Annotated in this window: 17 protein-coding genes and 1 riboswitch; of the genes, 10 read left to right on the top strand and 7 right to left on the bottom strand. The window is 70.6% G+C overall.

Annotation, left to right across the window (positions count from 1 at the left end; translation table 11 throughout):
• The first annotated feature begins 4 nt into the window (after positions 1-4).
• On the top strand, positions 5-814 hold the full coding sequence (locus ACYVHG_RS06980) for an ABC transporter ATP-binding protein (RefSeq protein WP_461166944.1): 810 nt from the start codon (positions 5-7) through the stop codon (positions 812-814).
• A gap of 56 nt (positions 815-870) precedes the next feature.
• Here the strand turns inward: ACYVHG_RS06980 and ACYVHG_RS06975 are convergent, their stop codons facing one another.
• Genes ACYVHG_RS06975 through ACYVHG_RS06965 form a run of 3 tightly spaced genes read right to left on the bottom strand, consistent with a single transcriptional unit; the run spans position 871 to position 5,528 of the window.
• A complete protein-coding gene (locus ACYVHG_RS06975; RefSeq protein ID WP_461166674.1) occupies positions 871-3,198 on the bottom strand; it encodes a serine/threonine-protein kinase in 2,328 nt (775 codons plus the stop codon).
• 18 nt (positions 3,199-3,216) lie between these two features.
• On the bottom strand, positions 3,217-4,194 hold the full coding sequence (locus ACYVHG_RS06970; RefSeq protein WP_461166673.1) for a glutamate ABC transporter substrate-binding protein: 978 nt from the start codon (positions 4,192-4,194) through the stop codon (positions 3,217-3,219).
• The gene (locus ACYVHG_RS06965) at positions 4,191-5,528 is read right to left on the bottom strand and encodes a hypothetical protein (RefSeq protein ID WP_461166672.1); all 1,338 of its coding nucleotides are present in this window, start codon (positions 5,526-5,528) and stop codon (positions 4,191-4,193) included. Before ACYVHG_RS06965 ends, ACYVHG_RS06970 begins: the two co-directional genes overlap by 4 nt.
• Before the next feature lie 154 nt (positions 5,529-5,682).
• Here ACYVHG_RS06965 and ACYVHG_RS06960 point away from each other — a divergent pair, with 154 nt between their 5' ends.
• Positions 5,683-6,153: an NUDIX hydrolase gene (locus ACYVHG_RS06960; protein WP_461166671.1), complete on the top strand. Its 471-nt coding sequence runs from the start codon at positions 5,683-5,685 to the stop codon at positions 6,151-6,153.
• Between the two features lie 8 nt (positions 6,154-6,161).
• On the opposite strand, the gene thiE is transcribed toward ACYVHG_RS06960, so the two are convergent.
• The gene (thiE, locus tag ACYVHG_RS06955; RefSeq protein WP_461166670.1) at positions 6,162-6,833 is read right to left on the bottom strand and encodes a thiamine phosphate synthase; all 672 of its coding nucleotides are present in this window, start codon (positions 6,831-6,833) and stop codon (positions 6,162-6,164) included.
• 31 nt (positions 6,834-6,864) lie between these two features.
• Positions 6,865-6,977, top strand: a riboswitch (TPP riboswitch).
• Here thiE and thiO point away from each other — a divergent pair.
• The 5 genes from thiO (at position 6,973) to ACYVHG_RS06930 (ending at position 11,787) form a co-directional block, all read left to right on the top strand.
• Positions 6,973-8,007, top strand: coding sequence for a glycine oxidase ThiO (thiO, locus tag ACYVHG_RS06950; RefSeq protein WP_461166669.1), 1,035 nt, complete (start codon positions 6,973-6,975; stop codon positions 8,005-8,007). It overlaps the preceding riboswitch by 5 nt.
• A complete protein-coding gene (gene thiS, locus ACYVHG_RS06945) occupies positions 7,998-8,195 on the top strand; it encodes a sulfur carrier protein ThiS (protein WP_461166668.1) in 198 nt (65 codons plus the stop codon). Before thiO ends, thiS begins: the two co-directional genes overlap by 10 nt.
• Positions 8,188-8,985, top strand: a complete 798-nt coding sequence (gene thiG, locus ACYVHG_RS06940) for a thiazole synthase (RefSeq protein WP_461166667.1) — start codon at positions 8,188-8,190, stop codon at positions 8,983-8,985. The genes thiS and thiG overlap by 8 nt, the downstream gene beginning before the upstream one ends.
• A gap of 58 nt (positions 8,986-9,043) precedes the next feature.
• Positions 9,044-10,393 carry an ABC1 kinase family protein gene (locus tag ACYVHG_RS06935; RefSeq protein ID WP_461166943.1) on the top strand — a complete coding sequence of 450 codons (1,350 nt, stop codon included), beginning with the start codon at positions 9,044-9,046 and terminating at the stop codon, positions 10,391-10,393.
• Between the two features lie 11 nt (positions 10,394-10,404).
• Complete coding sequence (locus tag ACYVHG_RS06930) at positions 10,405-11,787, top strand: TetR/AcrR family transcriptional regulator (RefSeq protein ID WP_461166666.1); 1,383 nt, start codon at positions 10,405-10,407, stop codon at positions 11,785-11,787.
• Here ACYVHG_RS06930 and ACYVHG_RS06925 read toward each other — a convergent pair.
• Positions 11,774-13,123, bottom strand: a complete 1,350-nt coding sequence (locus ACYVHG_RS06925; protein WP_461166942.1) for an MFS transporter — start codon at positions 13,121-13,123, stop codon at positions 11,774-11,776. The genes ACYVHG_RS06930 and ACYVHG_RS06925 overlap by 14 nt on opposite strands.
• A gap of 177 nt (positions 13,124-13,300) precedes the next feature.
• The gene (locus ACYVHG_RS06920) at positions 13,301-14,167 is read right to left on the bottom strand and encodes a LuxR C-terminal-related transcriptional regulator (RefSeq protein ID WP_461166665.1); all 867 of its coding nucleotides are present in this window, start codon (positions 14,165-14,167) and stop codon (positions 13,301-13,303) included.
• Positions 14,168-14,301: 134 nt separating this feature from the next.
• Between ACYVHG_RS06920 and ACYVHG_RS06915 the strand changes: the two genes are divergently transcribed.
• From ACYVHG_RS06915 to ACYVHG_RS06905, 3 genes are all read left to right on the top strand, one after another.
• Complete coding sequence (locus tag ACYVHG_RS06915; RefSeq protein ID WP_461166664.1) at positions 14,302-15,240, top strand: ATP-binding cassette domain-containing protein; 939 nt, start codon at positions 14,302-14,304, stop codon at positions 15,238-15,240.
• Positions 15,237-15,995 (top strand): hypothetical protein, encoded by a 759-nt coding sequence (locus ACYVHG_RS06910; protein ID WP_461166663.1) that lies wholly within the window; start codon positions 15,237-15,239, stop codon positions 15,993-15,995. Before ACYVHG_RS06915 ends, ACYVHG_RS06910 begins: the two co-directional genes overlap by 4 nt.
• A gap of 82 nt (positions 15,996-16,077) precedes the next feature.
• Positions 16,078-17,262, top strand: coding sequence for an AbrB family transcriptional regulator (locus ACYVHG_RS06905; RefSeq protein WP_461166662.1), 1,185 nt, complete (start codon positions 16,078-16,080; stop codon positions 17,260-17,262).
• On the opposite strand, the gene thiD is transcribed toward ACYVHG_RS06905, so the two are convergent.
• A complete protein-coding gene (gene thiD, locus ACYVHG_RS06900) occupies positions 17,228-18,076 on the bottom strand; it encodes a bifunctional hydroxymethylpyrimidine kinase/phosphomethylpyrimidine kinase (protein WP_461166661.1) in 849 nt (282 codons plus the stop codon). The genes ACYVHG_RS06905 and thiD overlap by 35 nt on opposite strands.
• Between the last annotated feature and the right edge of the window lie 9 nt (positions 18,077-18,085).

Genomic DNA, 18,085 nt, shown 5'->3' with positions numbered 1-18,085 from the left:
GCGCCTGGGAGCGAAGTCCGTCTCGTCGGGTTACGGGCACGTCACCATCCTCGACGAGTTGGATCTTCAGATCCCGACCGGTGTGGTCACCACGATCATCGGGCCCAACGGCTGCGGTAAGTCGACCTTGCTGCGCACGCTGGCCCGGCTGATCAAGCCGTCGTCCGGGCAGGTGGTGCTCGACGGGGTGGACATCGCCACTCTCAAGTCCAAGCAGATCGCCACCACCATGGGTCTCCTGCCGCAGAGCCCGCAGGCCCCCGAGGGGTTGACCGTGGGCGATCTGGTCGCCCGCGGGCGCCACCCGCACCAGTCCTGGCTGCGGCAGTGGAGTTCCGACGACGCCGACGTGGTCGACGCGGCGCTGGCGCAGACCGGGGTGCGGGATCTGGCGGACCGGCCGGTCGATTCGCTCTCCGGCGGGCAGCGGCAGCGGGTGTGGATCTCGATGACCCTCGCCCAGGGCACCGACCTGCTGCTCCTCGACGAGCCCACCACCTTCCTGGACCTCTCGCACGCGCTCGACGTGCTGGATCTGGTGGACGAGCTGCGCAGTCAGGGCCGCACCATCGTCATGGTTCTGCACGACCTGAACCTGGCGATCCGTTACTCCGACCACCTGATCGCCATGCGCGACGGTGCGGTGGTCGCGCAGGGCACCCCGTCGGAGATCATCAGCGAGCAGATGCTCAGCGAGGTCTTCGGTCTCAGCTCGACGGTGATCGACGATCCGGTCTCGCCCGGCCGGCCGTGCATCGTGCCGATCGGCGCCCGGCGCACCGCCGCACGGCGTTCGGACATCGCGGACCGGTAGGCACGGTAGCGCTGGGGATTTCGGTGCTCGAGTGGTCCGTGCCGGAAGTCCGTGCCTCAGAAGGTGGTGCGGGGTCGGATCGCGTTCGCCAGATCTACCAGCGCGTGCCGCTGCCGCTTCCGTTCGGCCAGTAGTGCCAGCTCGCGCAGCGACTTCTCCGCAGCGGTGCGCAGGCCCCGCTCGGTGAGCGGATGATCGAGCAGGTTCGAGTTCTCGTCGAGCCTGCCGTGCTGGTTCGGGTGCTGCACCCAGCCCAGCGCCACCCCGAGCACCAGTGCCCGCAGCTGCAACCGCCGGAACTCGGACCGCGGCAGCGTCCGGACCCGGCGCGCCGCCTCCTGCAACTGCGCCTGCGTGACTTCGGCGAGGTCGCGGCCGTGCACCAGTGCGACCACCGACGAGCACAGCGCGTTGTGGTAGTGCCGGCTGGTCGCTGGAACCTGGTCCAGAATCTCGACGGTGCCCGGTACATCCCCTGCGGCACGGCGCATCCGGGCGGCGCCGAAGGCCGCCGAGATGATGCCCCGGTCGGTGCGCCACACCCCCTCGTAGCGTTCGCACGCCCGGTCGCGCCAGCCGTCGGGATCGGATTCGCCGGACAGGTAGCAGAACTCGGCGGCCACGGCGGCGGCCAGCTTCGGTGCCGCCTCCCCGGGCGCCTGATCGGTGACCGACTCGAAGTAGTCGTAGGCACTGACGTAATCGCCCTGCATGAGCGCGGTCTCGGCGCGGTACCAGGTGACCTGCCAGCGGTGCGGCTCCCGCGCGGCGAGCGCGTCGAGCAGCCCGGTCGCGGCGTCCACTTCACCGAGTTCGAGGTGCGCTCGCGCCTCGGCCAGATCGATCTCGACGGTGCCGGCCATCGCCTCGCGCAGTTCCGCGAGGGAGTCCAGGATCTGCGTGGGATCACTGCGCATGGTCAGCGCCAGCACTCCCGCGGCCGGGTCCGAGGGGTTCGCGATCGGGATCGGCAGCGCCGCCAGCACCTCCGGGGCGCGGAGCATGTCGTCGTGCACCTCCGGGTCCGGGTCCACTGCGCGCAGCATCAGTTCCACCCCGAAGGTCGAGCGTTGCGGGGTGAACACCACGGACAGTCCCGGTCGCGGCTCACCGGACTTGGTGGACAGGCACTCCCGCAGCACCCCCAACAGTTGGTCGGTGAGCTCGGCGGCGGAGGTGAAACGCTCGTCCGGGTTCTCGGCGGTGGCCTTGACCAGGAGCCGGTACAGCGAGTTGTACGCCGCCAGGGTGTCGTCCTCGGTGGGGTCGGGCAGACCGTCGACGTACCTGCCCTTGACCATCGGGATGTCGGCGACCAGCACGGCGAGGGTGCGGCCCACGGTGTAGACGTCCGAGGCCACGGTCGGTCCGGTGGAGGAGATCTCCGGCGCCTGGAACCCCGGTGTGCCGTAGATGAAGCCGTATCCGCCCAGCGGCGCCACCGCGCCGAGGTCGATCAGTTTCACGTCCTCGTCGCTGATCATGATGTTGTCCGGCTTGAGATCGTTGTAGGCCAGGCCCAGGCTGTGCAGGTAGCCGAGTGCGGGCAGCACCTCCAGGATGTAGGCGATCGACTGCTCCACCTCGACCGCCGTACCGGATTCACTGGAGGCGGCCTCGGCCAGGATCTCCTTGACCGTCTTGCCGGGCACGTACTCCATCACGATGTAGCCGATCTGGGTGCCGTCCGGATCGGGGTGCTCGACGAAGTTGTAGATCTTCACGATCGACGGGTGCGTCATCTCCGCCAGGAACCGTCGTTCCGAGACCGCGACGGCCTGTGCCTGCGCGTCGCCGGAGTTGAGGAGCCCCTTGAGCACCACCGGCCGGTCCACCACGTTCAGATCGGTCGCCAGGTAGATCCAGCCCATTCCGCCGTGCGCGATCGCTCCCTGGATCTCGTACTGATCGGCCACGATGTCGCCGGGTTCGAGTGCCGGTTCGAAGGAGAACCGGGCTCCGCAGTGCGGGCAGGTGCCGATCAGTTGCCCGGGCTCACCGTCGTGCGCACGGCCGACGGGCTTGCGGCAGTTCCAGCAGTACCGTTTGCCTTCGGCGATGATCGGATTGGTCTTGATCGCCTCGGACGGATCGACCTCCAGGATCCGCGGGATCTCCACCAGGCCGCCGCCCACCCGGCGCCGTCCGGCACTGCGGGAGGTGGTCACCACCGCCCGGGTAGGCCCGTTGCCGAACCGCGGCGTCGCCTCGGTGTGCGCGGTGGCGTCCGGTGCCGCGACCGCGGTCAGCTGCGTTCCCACCGGTGGGGGTTCGGTGTCGAACAGGTTCTCCATCGGAGCGCCGACGGTGCCCTGGTCCTCGTCGTCATCGTCGAAGACCACTACCTGAGCCTGGGTGCTCTCCGGTTCCTCATCGTCAGTCATATCCGCACTCATCCTCGATCACCCCGTGTACTGCGCCGCGGGAGCCGACCAGACCTGGCCCAGCGAGGGCGAGAACCACTGGTTGTACAGTCGCATCCAGGTGCCGTCGAAGGCCATCCGCAGCAGCACGCCGTTGACGAAACGCACCAGGTCCGGGCGGTTCTTCCCGATACCCACCGCGTAGTACTCCAAACCCATCGACGGTCCGGTGAGGGTCAGGTTCGGATCCTGGTCCTGTAGTCCCGCGAGGATCGCGTCGTCGGTGGAGACCGCGTCCACGTGCCCCTGCTGCAGCATCACCAGGCAGTCGGACCACGAATCGGCGGCGGTGACGATCGCGCTGGGGACCAGGCGCCGTACCCGATCCAGGGAGGTGGTGCTGCGCACCTCGCACACGCGGCGCCCGGACAGGTCACCGACGGTGTTGATCGGGGCGCCGCGCGGCGCCAGGATGCGCTGTTGCGCGATGAAGTAGGTGGCCGAGAAGTCCACCTTCTTCGCCCGGTCGCAGGTGGCCGACATGGTCTTGACCACCACGTCGACGGTGCCGTCCTCCAGCGCCTTGAGCCGCTCGGCGCTGGAGAGGATGCGGAACCGGACCCGTTTCGGGTCACCGAAGATCGCGGTGGCGATCTGCCGGGCGATGTCGGCGTCGAAGCCCTTGATCTCACCGCTGATCGGATCCCGGAAGGACAGCAGGTTCGAGCCGATGTCGATGCCCACGATCAACTGTCCGCGTTCGAGGATCGTGGCCGCCGTGGAGCCCGGAACCATCTGTCCGGGCGGCGGCAGTGGGGACGGCGAGAGCGTGCCCGGGCACATGGACACCTCGGCGGGGATCGGGGTGTCGGCGGGGACCACCGAACCGGAGCCGGGGATCGGCGGCGGGAACGCGGTCACCGCATCGCCGGGAGCGTCGGGCGCGGAGACCGTGCAGCCGCCGGCCAGGGCGACGCTGACGGTGAGCGCGATCGCGCCGAGCAGTCTTCGCATCATCGGTACTCCCTGACCCGGGGGTAGAAGCCGGCGGTGACGCCCGCTGCGGCCACCACGCACAGGATGAAGGCGCCGGGCCCGGAGAAGGCGATCGCGAACCGGGCGGTGTTCTCGTTGTCGCGGTAGATGGTGCGGGCCTGCGAGATCGCAGAGGTGAGGTTGCGATCGAGGGAGCGGTAGGCGACCGCAGCGGAACCGGGATCGGTGCCGATCGCCAGCCGGATCGCACCCAGGTAGTCACCGGTGGCCTCGCGCGCGGCGATCTGCTGGTGCGCGGCGATCCACCGGCCGGCGTCGCCGCGCGCGGCGGTGACGGCTGAGGTGATCTCGGCGTCGGAGTCACCGAGGGCGTCGAGAGCGCGCTGGGCGCGCTGCATGGTCTCGGCGAACGCGCCGGCCGGTGCGCCGCGTCCGGCGCCGCGTTGGACCAGGCCCATCGTCTCCATCGAGCGGGCCTGCTGGGTGAGCGTGCGCGCCTGGGAGAGCGCGTCCACTGCTGCGGTACCTCGTTGCTCGGCGCGCAGCGAGTAGGTCGAGGAGGTCAGTCCCGCGACCACCACCCACAGCAGGGCCACCGCGAGCGCGACCGCTGCCACCACCAGTCCCCGGTTGATCAGCCGTTGGGTGCGCAGCGCCAGGTAGCGGTGGGTCAGCAGGACCGAGGCCAGGGCCACACCCAGTACCCCGTAGACCGCGAGCGGCGGTGAGGCCGAACGCGCGTGCGTGGCGCGCAGCGTCTCGGTCTCCTCCCGGTAGAAACTCTCCGCCGCCGGGAGCAGAGTGTCCTGCATCAGGGTCGACGCGGTCGCCAAGTACGCCGCGGCCACCGAGTTGTCGAGCCGGTTGTTCGCGCGCGCGGTCTCCACCAGGCCGGTGTACACCGGCAGGTTCATCGCGATCGTGTCCAGGTTGGCGTGCGCCAGGGTGTCTTCGGACGGCAGCCGGGTCGACGAGGTGATCAGCGCCTTCCCGGCGGTGGCCAGGGCCAGGGTGTAGCTGGTCTGGATCTCGTCGGACGGGATACCGCCGGCCACGAAGACGGCGTTCGCGGATTCGTTGGCCGCCGACAGCGAGCTGTAGAGCACCTGCGCGGCGTGCGCGCGGGGTTCGAAATCGGCGAGGTTCTGTTCGAGCACCTGGGTGCGGGAGAGCTGCGCGGCGGAGGTGAACCATCCGGTGAACAGGCACATGGTGATGAGCACGATCGCCATCGAGACCAGTTTGCCTGGGCTGGAGGTGAAGAACTCCCGCAATTCGGCCAGCACCGACGATTCGGGGAACGATCGGAGGCGGAGCGAGGACAGCTGCCGATTCTTCGACGTGTGGGCTGTCACCGCCTGCTCCCTTCCGCCTGATCGCCCGCGCGGCCGCGGGGAGTCCCACGCCGGCCGGTGTTGTTCGACCCTATCGCGCAGCGGTGTCTCCGGCCCGCGATGACGCGCCTTTTCTCCCGCCCCTGAGCGGCTCTCGTCGGCTACGGTGGAGTGCATGTTGGGTGACGGGAACGGCTGGGTCCGGGACCCGGACGGGTCCCGGTTCTGGGGCCGTTTCGGCGCCGCGGGCCTACTCGCTCTGTCGCCCGATCGGGACAAGGTGTTACTGCAGCACCGCTCCTGGTGGAGTCATCAGGGAGGCACCTGGGCGCTGCCCGGCGGCGCGCGCGATTCGCATGAGTCCGCCGCCGATGCGGCGCTGCGGGAGGCCTTCGAGGAGACCGGCCTGCCACCCACCTCGCTGCACGTGCTCTCCGAGGTGGTCACCACCGTTTCGCAGGCCGGCTGGACCTACACGACGGTGTTCGCCCGGCTGGTGGAGCCGCGCGAGCTGGTGCCGAACGAGGAGTCCACGGCTCTGGACTGGGTGCACCTCGGTGAGGTCCCGGACCGGAAACTGCATCCGGCGTTCGCGAAGTCCTGGCCGCAGCTGCACGCGCACGTGCACGCCCTCGGCTCCGATTGACGCCCCGTCTACGGCCGGCCCAGCGCGGCCGACAGATCGCGGGCAGCGGCTTCCGGATCGGGCGCTTCGGTGATCGCGCGCACCACGACGATCGCGTCGGCGCCCGCCTCCCGCACCTGCGGTACCCGCTCCAGGTCGATCCCGCCGATCGCGAACCACTTGCGCGCGGGCGCCGCCGCCGCAGTGCTGCTGACCAGTGGCAACCCCGGTGCCGGACGGCCCGGCTTGGTCGGCGTGGGCCAGCACGGCCCGGTGCAGAAGTAGTCCACCCCGGCCTCGCCCGCGGCCGCGCGGGCCTGCGCGTCGTCGTGCGTGGAGCGCCCGATCAGCACGTCCGGCCCCAGGATCCGGCGGGCGACGGTGACCGGTAGATCGTCCTGCCCCAGGTGCAGTACATCGGCGCGCGCGGCGAGCGCGACGTCGGCGCGGTCGTTCACCGCGACCAGCGCACCGTGCGCGTGCGCGATCTCCCGCAGCTCGGAGACGAGCTCCACCTCCTGGGCGGCCTCCAACGGCCCCAGCTCGCGTTCACCGGCCGAACCCTTGTCCCGCAACTGCACGATGTCCACACCGCCCCGCAGGGCCGCGGCGACGAACTGCGCCAGATCACCGCGTTCCCGGCGGGCATCGGTGCACAGATACAGGGAGGCGGAGGCGAGACGATCACGCGGGGAGAGCATGCCCCCACACTAGGCGCCCGGAGTAGGCTGGCGGCGTACACACGGGAGCTCCGGGCAACGGGGCTGAGAGTGGGGCTGACCGCGTCCCTGACCGTCGGACCTGATCCGGGTAATGCCGGCGAAGGAAGGATATCCGCAGGTGAATGGTGTGTCCGTGGTGGGCGGGGGAACCGTCGGGCTCAGCGTCGCGTGGTCGCTCGCCCGCCGCGGCGCCGCCGTTACCGTCTTCGATCCGGAACCGGGTTGCGGTGCCTCCTGGGTCGCCGGCGGCATGATCGCCCCGTACTCGGAGGCGTGGCCGGGGGAGCAGGAGCTCTCCGAACTGGGCGCGCGGTCGCTGCGCCTGTGGGAGGGGTTCGCCCGGGATCTGCAGTCCTACGCCGACGGTCCGCTGGTCACCGCGCGCGGCACCGTCTGGCTGGCGGTGGACGACGGGGACGCCCAGGACCTGGCCACCATCGCCGCCGCGGTGAACGACGAGGCGCTGTTCTCGGCACTGCGCCCGTCCGAGGCGGTGCGCGCGGTGGCTGGGGCGGCGCCCCGGATCCGGGCGGCGGCGCAGGCGCCCACTGAGATCGCGGTGGACAACCGGCTGGTGCACCGCGCCCTGCTCGCCGCCTGTGCGGACACCGGCGTCCAGCTGCGCGAGCAGGCGGTCCCCGCTCCGATCGACCCACGGACCCTCCCCGGTGAAGCGGTGATCGTGTGCGCCGGAACGGATTCGGCGTCGCTGGTACCGCAGCTGGGGATCCGTCCGGTGAAAGGGGAGGTGGTGCGGCTGCGCCGCGGACCGTCCTGCCTGCCGCCGCCGACGGTGACCGTGCGGGCCCGCGTGCACGGCCGGCAGGTGTACGTGGTGCCCCGCTCCGACGGAGTGGTGGTCGGTGCCACCCAGTACGAGGACGACCGCAACCTGACACCGCGGATCGGCCCGGTGGTGGATCTGCTCGATGACGCTTTCACGGTGTTGCCGTTCCTCCGCGAATACGACCTGATCGAGGTGATCGCGGGCCTGCGTCCGGCGTCACCGGACAATCTGCCGGTGATCGCGCCGCTCGGCGACCGGCTGTTCGCCGCCACCGGGCACGGCCGCAACGGGATCCTGCTCGCTCCGGTCACAGCGGTGCGCGCGGCGGATATGGTGCTCAGCGAGGAGGTACAGGCATGGAGCTGACGGTCAACGGTGAGGACCGGCTGGTGCCGGACGATACGTCCGCCGCGCTGCTGCTCGACCGGCTGGGCCTACCGGACAAGGGCGTGGCGATCGCGGTCAACGGCGCGGTGCACCCGCGTTCACGCTGGGACGAGACGCTTCCCGCGTACGCCGAGGTCGAGGTGCTCACGGCGGTGCAGGGTGGCTGACGGTGCGGACCCGCTGGTCATCGCCGGCCGCGAGTTCGCCTCGCGGCTGATCACCGGCACCGGTGGCAGCTCGAACCTCGAACACCTGCGGTCGGCGCTGATCGCCTCCGGCACCGAGATGACCACGGTCTCGCTGCGGCGTACCAGCATCGCCGAGGGCGGCGGGGTGCTCGACCTGATCCGGGAGCTGGGGATCACGCCGCTGCCGAACACCGCAGGCTGTCTCGGTGCCGCCGAAGCCGTCCTCACCGCGCGATTGGCCCGCGAGGCGCTGCACACCGACTGGATCAAGCTCGAGGTGATCGGCGACGACGAGACCCTGCTTCCCGATGCGGTGGCGCTGGTCGAGGCCGCGGAAGAGCTGGTGGCCGACGGTTTCGTGGTGTTGCCGTACACCAATGACGATCCGATCACCGCCCGCAGGCTCGCCGATGTCGGCTGCGCCGCGGTGATGCCGGCGGGCTCCCCGATCGGTACCGGCCTGGGTGTGCTCAACCCGCACAACATCGAGATGATCGTGGCGCAGTCACCGGTACCGGTGATCCTCGACGCCGGGATCGGTACCGCGAGTGACGCCGCTCTGGCGATGGAACTCGGCTGCGATGCGGTGCTTCTCGCGTCCGCGGTGACCCGCGCTGCTGATCCGGAGGCGATGGCCACCGCGATGCGGCTGGCGGTCGCCTCGGGCCGGCTCGCCCGCTCGGCGGGCCGCATCCCGCGCCGACGGTGGGCGCTGGCCTCGTCACCCACGGCGGGCCGGATGGACGGGCGGATCCGCGCGGGTGGTTGAACCCTCCGGTGACCGCGACCGGCCGGCGGAGGGAGCCACCTCGGCACCCACCGGCCGGGTGCGTCGCGGTGCACGCCTGGGTGGGGTCGCGGTGCGGCACGTGGCCCGGTCGGCATGGGCCGCTGCGCCGCTGCGGGGCGACGAATCCGCGCGGCGGGCCCGCGACGCAGCACTGCTCGCACTGGCCGACGATCTGGTCACCGTGCTCGGCGGGATGCGCGGCGCCGCGATGAAAGTGGGACAGCTGCTGGCGGTGATCGATCTGGGGATCACCGGGGAATCCGCCCGCGACGAGTTCGCAGCGCGCCTGCAGCCGTTGCTGCGCACCGCACCGTCGTGGACCGATGCCGCGATGATGAGACTGCTCGATCAGCAGCTCGGGCCGCGGCGCAGTCGGATCACGGCCCTGGAGGGGCCGATCGCCGCGGCGTCCATCGGGCAGGTGTACCGCGGTGTGCTCGACGATGCGCGCCCGGTGGCGGTGAAGATCCAGTACCCGCGGGTCGAGTCGATGGTCCGCGCGGACCTGAAGAACCTGCGGCTCCTGGTCAAGGTGCTCGGCCGGTACCTGCCCGCGTCGAACGCGCAGGCGCTCACCGAGGAGATATCCCGGCAGGTGACCGCGGAACTGGACTTCGCCGCCGAACGTGACCACCACCGATACTTCGCCGACGTCTTCGACGGGCACCCGGCGATCGTGGTGCCCCGACCGGTGGAGGATCTGTGCACTCCCCGGGTGCTGGTCACCGACTTCCTCGACGGGCGACCGCTCGCGGCGGTCCGCGACGCCGGCCAGGGCCTCCGCGACCGGCTCGGGGAGGCGATCTACCGGTTCTACTGCGGCGAGATGTACCGGACCGGCCGGTTCTGCGCGGATCCGCATCCGGGCAATGTGATCGCCCTCCCGGACGGGCGAGCCGGTTTCGTCGACTTCGGGATGACGGTGCGGCTGGCACCGGACGTGCACGCCTTCGAGCAGGACCTGCTGCGCACCGTCCTGGACGGCGACCTCGACCGGGTGCACGCGATGGCGGTGCAGGCCGGATTCATCGGCCGCCCGGATCTGATGGGGCCGGCCGAACTGGGCGAGTACATCGATCAGGTGGTGGGCTGGCATCTGCGGGAGGGGCCGGAGACGATCACCCCGCAGACCGCGCGGACCGCGGTCGCGGCGGCCGCACTGCCCGGCGGCGGCTTCTACGATCTGCTCGAGGGGCAGACGCTGCAGGAGGCGCACGCGCTCGGGCGGCGTACCGACATCTCGACGGTGGCGCTGCTCGGCGAGTTGCGCGCGTGCGCGCCGTGGCGGGCGATCGCCGCCGAAGCGGTCGGCGCCGGGCCACCGTCGACCCCGATGGGCCGGGAGATTGCCGCGTGGTCGGCCCGCAGACCGGATCACCGCGGATAGACTCGGAAACCATGTCGGAATCGGATCCGGTTGCGGTCGTGGACGCGCGTCCACGGCGCGGGCGTCCGCGCTCGCAGGGGCTGCCCGAGCGCCGGCGCGAGGAGGTCACCCGCGCGGCGTTCGCGGTGTTCGCCGAGATGGGTTACGAGCGGGCGACGGTCAGTGAGATCGCCAAACGCGCGGGTATCGGGCAGGGCACGCTGTACCGCTACGTCGACGGGAAGCGGGAGCTGCTGGACCTGGTCTTCGACCACTGCGTCGAGCAGTTGATGACGGCGATCTCACCGGAGGCGGTGATCGCTGCCACCGAGTCCGGTGACCGCGAGGCGTCCGAGCAGACCGTCCTGGATCTCGCCGCCCGCCTGTTCCACCTGCTCGACACCGAGCCGGAGATCCTCAAAGTGGTGTTGGTGCAGGCCGGCACCGTCGACGAGGAACTGCGCTACCGGATCCAGGGGCTCTACCAGAGCTTCGACGCGATGATGGGCCGCGCTCTGCGACTGGCCCGGGAGCGGGACTGGATCATCACCCGCACCGCGCACCCGGACACCGAGACTGTCCTGCTCGGGCGGCTGTTGCCGGCGCTCGGCGTCCCCGGCGTGGTGATGGCGCTGCGCGGCGAGAGCGAGCCCGCCGTCCGCGAGGTCTACGTCCGGTCGGCGGTGCGCATGTCCGGTCGCGGAATCCTGGCCGACGGTGCCCGAGCCGCCCTGAGCGCCACCTGCCCGGATACCGATCCGCCGCCGGTCGCGGCCGCGGAACCGGTCCCAGGACGCGCCGGTGAGCTCTTGCGCGCCGCGGTGGATGCGTTCACTTCGAGCGGCTACGCCGAGGTCGGTGTCACCGAGATCACCGAGCGGGCCGGGGTCAGCCACGGCACCTTCTACAACTACTTCGACAGCAAACGGCACATGCTGGCGGTGCTCGTCGAACACAACACCGCCGCACTGATCCGAATGGTCGACGAGGTGGCCGCCGATCTGCCCGAGCCGCTGACCGCCGACGGCCTGCGCGACGGCATCCACCGGGCGAACCTGACCGTGCTCAGTGATGTCGGCGAGCGATTGGACGAGTTCCGTTTCCTGCTCATGGAGGTGCCGGGGGTGGACTCGCAGGCCTACGGCGAGCACCTGCAGCTGTACGTCACGGCGGCCGAGCGGTGCGCCCGGATACTCGCCCCGGCGAAGCAGGCAGGGTTGCTCGACGAGCGGCTCGGGATCGCGTTCATCGCCGAGGCGTGGGTCGGTTATCTGCTGGGGGTGGTGGCGGCGATGGTCAACGACGTGGACGTCACCAACCCCGCCGAGAGCGCCCGGATCGTGACCGGACAGCTCCTCGGCGGGGCTCGTACCCCCGGCGCCGGAGCGCCGGGGGCGGCCGCTACACCGGAGTGAGGTCCTCGTCGGACTCGGCGCCGTCGGCGGAGCTGCGACCGGACTGCAGGATGTCGTGGTCCTTCGTCTCGACCATCAGATAGCAGCAGAACACGCTCACCGCCGACAACGCGGCCAGCATGATGCCCACCCACAGCACCTGCCCCTGTGCCACCAGTCGCGCGGCCAGCAGCGGCGGGATCGCGCCGCCGAAGATCCCGGCGAGGTTGTAGCCCAGGCCCGCGCCGGTGTACCGGTAGCGCTCGTGGAACAGCTCCGGTAGTGCGGCACCGGCCGGCCCGTAGGCGATGCCGAAGATGATCAGCGTGCCGATCAGTCCCACCGCGTACATCGGCAGTGATCCGGTGTCGAGGATCGGGAACAGCGCCAGCGTCCACACGACGGCCATCGCGCAGGAGGCCATGATCACCTTGCGGCGGCCGATCCGGTCCGAGTACACGGCCGAGACCGCGATGGAGACGCCGAAGAAGACCGCGGCCACCATGCCCATGGCGAGCACCGTGGTGCGCGGGAAGCCGAGGTTCTTGGTGGCGTAGTTGGTCAGGAACGCGGTGCCCATGTAGAACAGCGAGAACAGGCTGGCCAGCGCTCCGCCGGCGATGAGGATCTCCTTCCACTGGAAGCGGATCGCGTCCAGGAAGGGCAGTCGGGTGCGGTTGATCTCGGACAGGGCTCGTTTGCGGACCTCGGTGAACACCGGTGTCTCCTCGACCGAGAGCCGCACCCACAGGCCGACTGCGACCAGCAGCGCGGACAACAGGAACGGGATGCGCCAACCGACGGTCATGAAGGCGCTGTCGGCCGACGAGGTATCGCCGGCGGCCAGTGTGAACAGCAGGAACGTGCCGCTGGAGAGGAGGAACGCGAAGGCCGGGCCGAGCTGGGGGAACATCGCGTACATGCCGCGCTTGCCGCGGGGCGCGTACTCGGCGGTGAGCAGCGTCGCGCCGGCCCACTCGCCACCCACGGCGAAGCCCTGCAGGAACCGCATCACCACCAGCAGTACCGGCGCCAGTGTGCCGATCCCGTCCGGGAACAGGCCGAAGACACCGCTCTCGCTGCCGGGGAGCAGACCGATCATCACCGTGGCGAGGCCCATGATGAGCAGCGTCCACACCAGGGTGCGTTTGCGGCCGATCCGGTCGCCGAAGTGCCCGAACAGGATCGCGCCGACGGGGCGGGCGAAGAACGCCACCGCGAAGGTCGCGAACGAGGCCAGTGTCGCGACGCCGGGCGACATGTTCGAGAAGAAGACGGTGGGGAAGACCAGCGCGGCGGCGGTGCCGTAGATGAAGAAGTCGTAGAACTCGATCGTGGTTCCGATCGAACTGGCCATCGCGACGCGGCGTAGCCGCGGTGCCGGGACGGCCGGGAGGTCCGGTGCAGTCACATGCGCTCCTTGGATTCCGGGGACCCGACGAACGTTAGTGATGCGCGTCACATCGGAGGTACCCCCGAATGGGGGTGCGGGAACCTGGCTGTGGCTGTGGCTGTGGCGGTCGAGGCGGGCGGCTCAGGGGAGCAGGCCGAGGCTGCGGGCGCGGGTCACCGATTCGAACCGGGTGCCGGTTCCGAGTTTCTGTGCGGCACTGCGAAGATAGGCCTTCACCGTCTCGGAGCTGATCGACAATCGGGACGCCACCTCACCGTTGGTGCAACCCAGCGCCACCTGCGCCAGCACATCCACCTCGCGCGCGGTCAGCGACCGCTGCGGCAGTGGCGCGCGCAGTGCCGCAGCACCGTCGGCCGCGGTGCGGCCCAATCCGCTGATCCGTCCGCAGGCCGCCTCCAGTCGTGAGCGCAGTGGACCGTCGGTGATCTCCCCGGCGAGCGCCCGCAGCTCGGAGAAGACCTCCCGCAACAGTTCTCGGTCCGAGCCGGTGAGGGCGGTGCGCTCGGCGGTGGCGGCCTCCGCGAAGCGCATCCGGCGCTGTACCTCCTCGCGGACCCGCAACTCGTACCCGAGGTCGCGCACCGTCCGGGCGACGGCGCCGAGCACGCTGTCGCCGAAACCGGTGTCCCGGCGGTCCGCGGCGTAGAACACCGCCCGGACGGTGTCGTCCACCAGCAGCGGAACCGCGACCATCGCGCGCAGTCCCTCGGCCTGGACCTGCGCGCGATAGTGCTGGGTGATCTTCGCGCTGCCGTAATCGGTGACCGAGGTGGGGCGGCCGGTGCGCAGCACGTGCCCGCCGAGGCCGGCACCGCGAACCACTGGTAACCCGCTCAGCGCCGCGGTCCGCAGGCCGACTCCGCCGCGCAGGATCACCCGATCGCCGTCGACCACTCCCGCGAACGACACCGGTAGATCGGTGCGGGTGCGAATGGTCTTCAGGGCCGCCCGCGTCGCGTCGTCGTCCAACGAGTCGTGCGAGGGCATGGCGTCTCCGGCGGTCAGGGTGACCCATCATGGCATGTCCGGTTCGTCGCCCGGGCCGAAAACGCCGCACCGTCGGTGCCGGAGCCCGGGCCGCGTTCCGGACCGGGAGCGCCCGCGATTGCTAGCGTGCAGGCATGATCGAAGTCGCAGGACTGACCAAGACGTACGGCGCGGTTCGCGCGGTGAACGATCTCTCGTTCACCGTCCGGCCGGGCCGGGTGACGGGATTCCTCGGGCCCAACGGCGCCGGGAAGTCCACGACGATGCGCTGCATCCTCGGCCTCGATGGACCGACCGCCGGATACGCCACGATCGGCGGCCGCGACTACCGCACCTTCGACCGGCCGCTCACCGAGGTCGGGGCCCTGCTCGACGCGAAGTGGGTGCATCCGAACCGCTCCGCCCGCGACCATCTGCGTTGGCTGGCGGTGGCGAACGGGCTTCCCGCCGATCGCGTGGACACCTGCCTTGCCGCCGTCGGCCTGACCGACGTGGCGCGGAAGAAGGCAGGTGGATTCTCCCTCGGGATGGCGCAGCGTCTCGGCATCGCCGGCGCGCTGCTGGGCGATCCGGGGGTCCTGCTGTTCGACGAGCCGGTCAACGGACTCGACCCGGAGGGCATCGTCTGGGTGCGCACCTTCATGAAGTCGCTCGCCGCCCAGGGGCGCACCGTCCTGGTCTCCAGTCACCTGCTCGCCGAGATGGCGCTCACCGCCGACGACGTGGTGATCGTCGGCCGCGGGCACCTGGTGTGGAACGGGCCCATGGCGGACTTCATCGCGCAGAACTCCGAGCACACCGTGCGCGTGCGCAGCCCGCGCGAGCACGACCTGGCGCAGGCGCTCACCGCGCGGGGCGTGCAGGTCGAGGTCACGACCGAGGCCGCACCGCAGGGCGGCGGGCGGACGGTGCTGACGGTGCGGGGCACGACCAGCGACGCGGTCGGCGAGATCGCCGCCGCGGAGGGGCTGCCGCTCGCGGAACTGTCCCCGCAGGCCGGCTCTCTGGAGCAGGTGTTCATGCGGATCACCGGCGGAGCGGTGGAGTACCGCGGTGCAGGAGGGATCGCATGATCACGCGGGCGATCGGGGCGGAACTGGTGAAGATCACCACGGTCCGCGCCACCAAGTGGCTACTGCTCGGCTCGATGGCGGCGGCGCTGGCGCTGACGGTCGTCACGGCGCTGGTGGTGCGCAACGTCGGTGAGACGATCAGTGACGTCGGAGCGGTAGCGCTCGGCCCGCTCACCGGGTTCGGTGGACTGCCGGGGCTCGCGATCACCTTCGCCGCGGTGATCGGGGTGCTCTCGGTGACCACCGAGATCCGGTACAACACACTGCGGTCGACCTTCCTCGCGATTCCTCGCAGGTGGTTGGCGCTGTCGGCGAAGACGCTGGTGGTCGCCGTGGTCTGCGCGCTCGCGTACGCCGCCGTGATGATCGTCTGCGTCGTCGTCTTCGGGGTCATCGTCGACGGTTCCCCACTGTTCGCGTTCGGTTCCGGCGCCGCCTTCCTGTTCACCTTCCCGGTGGCCACCGCGATCTCGGCGGTGCTCGGAGTGGCGGTGGGCTGTGCGGTGCGCAACGGGGCGGGGGCGATCACGCTGCTGCTGGGTTATCTGTTCGTGGTCGACAACGTGGTCGCCGCGATCCCGCAGACCCGCGATGCCGGGCCGTACCTGCTGCTGTCGAACCTGCAGAACTTCCTCGGGGTCCTGATGAACCCGGAGTTCCCGTGGTCCGCGACGGTATCCGCGGTGTACCTGGTGGCGGTCGTCGGACTGCTGTGGGTGGGCGCTGTCGCCCTGATCTCGCGTCGCGATGTGTGACGGACCACAGCCCAGGTAAGCACTGTGTGAACGATGCCCCGCCGCCCTGGCAATCAGTAGTTCGCGGTGCTACACACAATGTGTGACCGTCGAGAGCCAAGCGCCGCCGACCACAGCCGACGCACCGCCGCCGCCGGATCCGGACCCCGGATCCGAGCGGCGGAGCGCCGGCCGGCGCTGGAGCCGCTATCTGGCGGTGCTCACCGGAGCCTGGTTGCTCGCTGAGATCCTCGGTCGGGCCGGTGTACCGGCTCCTGCTCTCCTGGCCGCACTCCTGCTCGGTGCGGCACTGCGATGGGTGATCGGACGTGAGGTCAGCGTCCCGGAGACGGCGGGGCGGTGGACCCAGGCGTTCATCGGCGTGATGCTCGGCGGGTACCTCAATCTGGAGGCGATGCGCGCGGTCGGACCGGTGCTCGCGCCCTTCGTGGTGATCTCGGTGCTGACCATCGTGCTCTCGGTGGGTACCGCTTGGGCACTGAGCCGCTGGATCGCGGGGCTGGACCAGCGAACCGCCATCCTCGGGCTGATGGCCGGAGGTTCCTCCGCGGTCGTCACCCTCAGCGACGAGCTCGGTGCCCGCAAGGACGTGGTCGGGGTGATGCAGTACTCCCGGGTGCTGCTGGTCAGCCTCACCGCGCCGTTCGTGATGGTGGGCCTCGCCGCGGGCTCGACCGCGTCCGCCGGACCGTGGAGCCTCGACCTGCAGATCGTCGGCCGCGGTGATCAGGTCGCCGGCGTGAGCACCGCCATCGTGTTCGCGATGGCCGGTATGTGGCTGGGCCGCCGGCTGAACCTGCCCGGCGGTGGTCTGATCGGCCCGATGCTCGTGGCGGCCGCTTTCGGCGCCGCCGAACTGACCCGTGGTTTCGCGCCGCAGGGAGCGTTCAAGGAACTGCTGCTGATCGTGGTCGGTCTGGAGGTGGGGCTGATGTTCGATCGCCGGGTGCTGCGCCGGCTCGCGCACCTGCTGCCCGCGATCGCGGGTGGGATCCTGGTGCTCTGCGCGCTGGTGGCGTTACTCGCGGCCGCGGCGGCCCGGATCACCGGTGTGCCGCTGGCCGATGCCTACCTCGCCACCACTCCGGGCGGGATCAACGCGGTGGTGGCATCGGCGTCGGGCAGCGCCGAGGCCGATATGGCGCTCATCGCCACCGTGCAGAGCCTGCGACTGATCGTGGTCGTTCTCGCCCTGCCCCTGGTGGTGACGGCGATCAACCGGCTCTCCGAGGTCAGGGACTCTCGCGCAGCCGCCACGACGCATTGACCGGACCGTGCCCCGCCCCCACCGGGTACGCGGCGGCGATCGACCGGGTCACCCACTGCTTGCCGAAGGCGATCGCCTGGGGCACCCGGTAGCCGTGCGCCAGCGCGCAGACGGTGGCCGCACCGAGTGTGTCCCCGGCGCCGTGATCGTGCCGGGTCGGTAGCCGCTGCTCCTCGAACTCCAGGAAATCGGTTCCGTCGAACAGGACATCGGTGCTGGTGGCGGCGCTTCGCAGGTGCCCGCCCTTGACCAGCGCCCAGCGCGGCCCCAGAGCGTGCAGGGCGCGCGCGGCCTCCCGCTGCGAGGCACCGTCGACCACCTCGATCCCGGTGATCAGCCGCACCTCGTCCAGGTTCGGGGTCACCACCGTGGCCCGCGGGAACAGGCGCCGCAGCAGGGTGTCCATCGCCTCGGGGGTGAGCAGCGGATCACCGTGCTGCGATGCCGAGACCGGGTCCACCAGTAGCGGCACCGCGCCGTCGCCCCCGATACCGAGTTGTTCGGTGGTATCGGCGATCGCGTCGATGATCTCCGCGGTGGCCAGCATCCCGGTCTTCACCGCACGCACGCCGATGTCCTCGACCACGGCGCGGATCTGCCCGGCGACCGTCTCCGGTGGCACCGGATGGAAGCCGGTGACTCCGAGGCTGTTCTGCACCGTCACCGCGGTGACCGCGCTGGTGCCGTGAACCCCCGCGAGTGCGAAGGTCCGTAGATCGGACTGCAATCCGGCGGCCCCGCCGGAGTCCGACCCGGCGATCGTCATCACCGTCACCGGTGCGGCGCCGGACTCGGGCAGGGGGAGGTGCTGCATGCGAGTGAG

Source organism: Tsukamurella serpentis, assembly GCF_054780975.1.
Note: the sequence above shows the minus strand (reverse complement) of the source record. Positions and strands in the feature narration are given on the sequence as shown.